This is a genomic window from Ureibacillus sp. 179-F W5.1 NHS, assembly GCF_045369345.1.
Lineage (GTDB): Bacteria > Bacillota > Bacilli > Bacillales_A > Planococcaceae > Ureibacillus > Ureibacillus halotolerans.
Genome location: NZ_JBIQFG010000077.1, coordinates 1 through 5224, shown reverse-complemented (window position 1 = coordinate 5224; position 5224 = coordinate 1). Strand labels below are relative to the sequence as shown.

General features: G+C 34.1%; 5 protein-coding genes. 2 read left to right on the top strand and 3 right to left on the bottom strand.

The genetic code is table 11. The features are described from left to right. Positions 1 to 82: 82 nt before the first annotated feature. Entirely contained in the window at positions 83 to 946 is an 864-nt protein-coding gene (locus tag ACH0B5_RS17585) for a patatin-like phospholipase family protein (RefSeq protein ID WP_341362037.1), read from the bottom strand. Between the two features lie 22 nt (positions 947 to 968). Continuing rightward, the gene (locus ACH0B5_RS17580) at positions 969 to 1835 is read right to left on the bottom strand and encodes a tyrosine-type recombinase/integrase (protein ID WP_122971764.1); all 867 of its coding nucleotides are present in this window, start codon (positions 1833 to 1835) and stop codon (positions 969 to 971) included. 301 nt (positions 1836 to 2136) lie between these two features. Here ACH0B5_RS17580 and ACH0B5_RS17575 point away from each other — a divergent pair, with 301 nt between their 5' ends. Next, positions 2137 to 2928, top strand: a complete 792-nt coding sequence (locus ACH0B5_RS17575) for an enoyl-CoA hydratase/isomerase family protein (protein ID WP_122971763.1) — start codon at positions 2137 to 2139, stop codon at positions 2926 to 2928. Positions 2929 to 2974: 46 nt separating this feature from the next. On the opposite strand, the gene ACH0B5_RS17570 is transcribed toward ACH0B5_RS17575, so the two are convergent. Beyond that, on the bottom strand, positions 2975 to 3775 hold the full coding sequence (locus ACH0B5_RS17570) for a P-loop NTPase family protein (protein WP_122971762.1): 801 nt from the start codon (positions 3773 to 3775) through the stop codon (positions 2975 to 2977). A gap of 210 nt (positions 3776 to 3985) precedes the next feature. Between ACH0B5_RS17570 and ACH0B5_RS17565 the strand changes: the two genes are divergently transcribed. Continuing rightward, positions 3986 to 5149 carry an aminotransferase class I/II-fold pyridoxal phosphate-dependent enzyme gene (locus ACH0B5_RS17565; RefSeq protein ID WP_122971761.1) on the top strand — a complete coding sequence of 388 codons (1164 nt, stop codon included), beginning with the start codon at positions 3986 to 3988 and terminating at the stop codon, positions 5147 to 5149. The last annotated feature ends 75 nt before the right edge of the window (positions 5150 to 5224 follow it).

Here is a 5224-nt window from a genome sequence, read left to right as displayed (position 1 = left end):
AAAAATAGCGAAAGGTGAATTTGAGTTTCCTCAAATTCACCTTTCTCACTATTTGAAGCTAGTTATGTCCCAGCCTCTTTCTTTATGGCGTTTGTAAAAAAGCAGTCAATTTTTCCATTTGACTATTTGCTAAGTTATATCCCATTTCATAACTTTGACGCATCACCTTTACATCTTTCTCCATACTTTTCATCGGATATTCCGGTCTAAAAATAAAGGCTTTTCCTTCTTCTTCTAATCTTTCACATAATGATAAAGTTTCATTATATTTATCAATACGAACTTGCATAAGTTCTACAAGTTTCGGATATTTCCTTTTCAATAATTTCATAGCCCATTTACTTTGGGAGTCCAATTGTTTACGATACCCCTTTGGTCGGGTTAGTACGAGAACATGTTTATTATAACCATCGTCTATCGCTTTTTGAATAGGAATGGGGTCAGCTAACCCTCCATCAAAGTACGGAATGTCATTTATTTTAATTTCGGGAAAAAGAATAGGAATAGCGCAAGTTGCTCTTAACATCATACATTTTCTATCCATTTCTAATGCATTCATATATTCTACTTCGCCTGTCATTGCATTTGTTACCCCAAACAATAAAGTGCCATCATATTTTTGATATGTATCCCAATCAAATGGATCTAATTGGTTTGGAATTAAATCATAGGCATAATCCAACCCAAATATGCTTTTTTCTTTAAAGAAGTTTCGAAAACCCATATAACGTTTATCATGACGGAAATTAATGAGCACTCGTAATGTACGTTCCTTTTGTTTAGAAATATAGGAACAAGCATTCATTGCACCAGCTGATATACCAATAATGTATGGCATCATTATCTGTTGATCTAAAAAAGCATCTAAAATACCGGCTGTATAAACGGTACGAAAAGTCCCTCCTTCTAATATTAAACTTGTATTATTTCGATATAATTCGTCCATCTTACCCCTCTTAACTTGTCATTTAGTTAAATCGTTTCATTCGATCAACAAGAACACTTTTTCTTGCATAACCGAATCGTTCATAAATTTGTTTTAATTGTTCATTATATCCTTGTTGCACATGATGATGAATCGTTGTGTAACGTAACATCGTAGCAGTTACTTTAAATCCAACATTTTTTGAAATTGTTTGAAAGATCCGTTCAATTGTTTTTACCGTAATTGGTTCATATTGCTTATTCCCAAGTCCTATCCATATGTAATCAATGTTTTTATAAAATGGGAAACAATTTTCAGTTTCTATTTTTAATAAGGATAACCAAGCCATTTGACTTTCTGATAATGGAAGTTTTCTATTTTTTGATCTCTGGATAATCGTAATATAATGATCATCCATATGACTCCATCTCATAGCTACAACTTCAAAGGGTTTTAAACCAAGTTCAAGTATAATATTCACAATGCAAAAGTTACGCAATGCGAGCCATTTGTATTCTGCTTCTTCACTATGTTTATACAAATGAAGCCAATAATTTAATACTTTTTCTAATTGATTAGTTGTTAATATTTTAAATGTACTTAAACTACTATTAACAGGCTTTAATAGTTCAACAGGATATGTATCAATGATATCCCGATCCTTTAAATACGATAAAAAGAATTTTAAAGATGATAGTTTTCGATTGATGCTTGCAACTGAATTATATGTTTTCAATAAATGCTCTTTATAAAATGATATAAACTTTTTTAAATCATTATCCAATGATACATCATTGTCGTTTATAAACTTTAAAAATTGCTCTGCATCGATACAATACTGCTTGATTGTATGGGGTGATTTCTTTAATGATTCTAAATAAGTTTTATAATAGTCGACTTGTTGGATCATTATTCCCCCTCCTTATTTACGTAAAGCGTGGATAATATGAATGTTACAGCTTAGTCATTGTGCGTGCGTATATAGTTTAAAGTATATAATAAGTGTCGGATAATATGCAAATACAAAAGTGACAAAACAAACAAGATATGATTAAAGCAAATTTGCCGTTAATTTATAGAGGGAAAATCTTTTTTTGTCAAAAATATATCCATTGTTAGAAGTTACTTTTTTATTAAATATTCTAAATTTAGTTCGATAAAAAGTGCTTGTTGTATATAATGGGGGTATCTAAGTTAGGAGGTTGTTTCCGATGCAAGTACGAACAACTCGATTGGAAGAAGAGGATGCGAAAATTATTTATCAAGAAACTGCTGGATTAGCGATTATTACAATTCATCGTCCCCAATTAAAAAACGCTTTAACGGCGAATATGTGGGAACAATTGGCAAAAATCGCCTTACAATCACTTGATAATCCGAAAAATAAAGTGTTATTGCTTCGTGGATCTGGAGAAAATTTTACAGCAGGATCAGATATTAAAGAATTTAACTCCATTTCTTTAGAAAAAGCAGAAGAGGCATTTGTTTTAATGGAAAAAACGATATCTACTATCGAACAATTACCCCTTCCTGTCATTGGTGTCATTAATGGTCCTGCAATGGGGGCAGGGTTGGAATTAGCATTAGCCTGTGATATTCGGATTGGTTCAGATAAGTCCCGTTTAGGTATTCCGGTCGGTAAATTAGGAATTACGATTAATAATAAATTTGCTAAACGTCTTGTCGATTTAGTAGGACCCTCGGCAACAAAGGATTTTGTTTTTACTGGTCGTATGTACAAAGCTGAGGAGGCCTATAGAGCAGGGTTACTAAACTATTTAGTACCCGAAAAGGATTTAAATAAATTTGCGATTCGTATGGGGAAATTAGTGGCAGGCATGTCACCAGCCTCCCTTCTTGCAATTAAACGGTCCGTACAAGAATGTATCGATTCAGTACCGGTATTATGGAATTCATCCACAACCTTTGTTGATCATAACGATTTTCCTGAAGGTGTCCGCGCATTTGTTGAAAAAAGGCAACCACGTTTTTCCCGTTATTAAAAAGAGAAAGGTCCGTTCCAAATCAATATGAAACACTGCCCATCCCTTATTTAATCCCTTTTATAAAAAGTCGAATATGGGACGGTTCAAATTCAAAATGGCGATTAAATTGCTCTGAAATCATACGCTGTATATTGGCCATTTCTTCCACTACACTATAGTTGATCGGTGATGATATATAAATGGAAAGATAAATAATCGGTTGTTTCTTCATAACAAATTGAACCGAATTCACTTTTGTAACAACTTTATTTTGACGAATAATATGTTGTATCAATTCTGAATAAACATTTCGGGAAATGGCGACTACTTGACGATGGAAATCTGGTTGAACAATTGTCGTTTCCCCTACTTTCACTTTATTTTTTGAAACAATATCAAATCCTTTCTGAACTAACCGTTTAAAAAAGTTTTGCCCTACTTGTTTATATGGGATAGGCATTACATGTTTCCCTTGGGTCACCCTTACAAACTTAGCCATTTGGATTTCCCTTTGGGACCTAATGTCTTCAATGCGGTAAAATACTTTAATAGGTGGTAAATGAAGACGTTCAGCAATCTTTTTGGTCATTTTATCTGAAGTTCCTATAATGAGAATCGATTGCACATGATGTTCACGAATTGCATCGACAACTTCCCTTTTATGTTCTTCATCCTGGAAAATAGCACGGCGAACAGCTGTAACCGTATTTTTCTCAAATTTCGCCGAAGTTCCAGCTTTTTTCTCCCCATTCATGATGAGGAGACCGTCATCGATAATCGCTTCTATTTGATGTTCATAAGCAAATTGAAGGGCACTTGTACTTTTCCCTGTGCCACTCGGACCACTTAATGAATAGACGATCATCTATCTCCCTCCAACCTATTTTTTACTAGTGTAATGGATGAACAAAAAATTAGCTATTCTTTAAAATCATGTATCCATTTCCACCGTTATATCCCTAAAGATTCTCTATAAAATATGTATTTTTTATCTTTTCTGATTTTATGGCGAATTATCAACCGTCCTATGTTAAAATGTGATTTATATTTGTTTGATTATAAGGAGTGTTACATCTTGAATATTATCCCCTCTAAGAAAATGTCATTATTTGAACCTGCCATTTTTGGTGATTTAAAAAATTACGCGAAACAACAAGAAGCAAAAGGAATGCATTTAATCGATTTAAGTTTAGGGAGCCCCGACATTCCCCCGCATGAAATGTTACGGAATCATATGTCTGAATTAAGCAAACGTTCTTCTTCCTACGGATATACGTTATCCGGTTCAAAGGAATTTTTAGAAGCAGTTGCCAATTATTATAAACGTGTTAATAAAGTAGATTTAGTGCCGGAAACAGAAATCGTACAAACAATTGGTTCACAAGAAGGCTTAGTCCATTTGCCAGTTGCATTTTGTGATCCTGAGGATATCGTATTAACAACAAATCCTGGTTACGTTGCCTATGCAGCCGGTATTAATTTAGCTGGTGCCAAGCCCTATTACATACCCCTTGATGAAAATAGAGGATTTCTACCAAATTTAAAGGCTATTCCAGATGACGTTGCCGAAAAGGCAAAATTATTGATTCTCAATATGCCAGGAAATCCTGTTCCAATGTCTCCTTCAATTGAATATTTCACTGAAGTAGTCGAATTTGCAAAAAAATATAATGTTATCGTTTTACACGATGCCGCTTACTCGGAATTTTACTTTACAGGTGATGCACCAATTAGCTTCTTAGCAACTCCTGGTGCAAAAGAAGTCGGTTTAGAGATTAACTCCTTATCAAAAAGCTTTAGTTTAGCTGGTGCCCGTGTAGCTTATATCGTCGGAAACGCAGAAATGATTTCGATTATAAAACAATTAAAATCCAATTTAGATTTCGGTATTTTCGACCCTATTCAATCAACAGCTGCCCTTGCCCTAGATCATGCAGAAGAAATTACAGCAACTTTACGTTCTACTTTTTCCGAACGCCATATTACTTTAATGAATGGATTAAAGGAATTAGGATGGGAAGTAGCTCCTTCTAACGGTGGAATGTTTGTATGGGCTAAATATCCTTATGAAATTGACAGTGTCTCCTTTGCTTTTAAAGCCATTGAACAAACGGGTGTATTAATGGTGCCAGGAACTACGTTTGGTTCCGAAGGTGAAGGATATATGCGTCTTGCATTAGTGCAAGAAAAAGAATTATTAGAAGAAGCTGTAAAACGATTAAAAAACTTATCAATTTAGGTTCTAAGTCAAATGTTGGGGTGAGCATTTAGCTCACTCCTAATTTATGCGACCCGAACATCTATATTTTTATAT

What these genes read in the sequence shown, in the direction of transcription:
- ACH0B5_RS17585 (WP_341362037.1), bottom strand. Translation starts at nt 946, where the DNA reads ATGGACGAATTATATCGAAATAATACAAGTTTAATATTAGAAGGAGGG.
- ACH0B5_RS17580 (WP_122971764.1), bottom strand. Translation starts at nt 1,835, where the DNA reads ATGATCCAACAAGTCGACTATTATAAAACTTATTTAGAATCATTAAAG.
- ACH0B5_RS17575 (WP_122971763.1), top strand. Translation starts at nt 2,137, where the DNA reads ATGCAAGTACGAACAACTCGATTGGAAGAAGAGGATGCGAAAATTATT.
- ACH0B5_RS17570 (WP_122971762.1), bottom strand. Translation starts at nt 3,775, where the DNA reads ATGATCGTCTATTCATTAAGTGGTCCGAGTGGCACAGGGAAAAGTACA.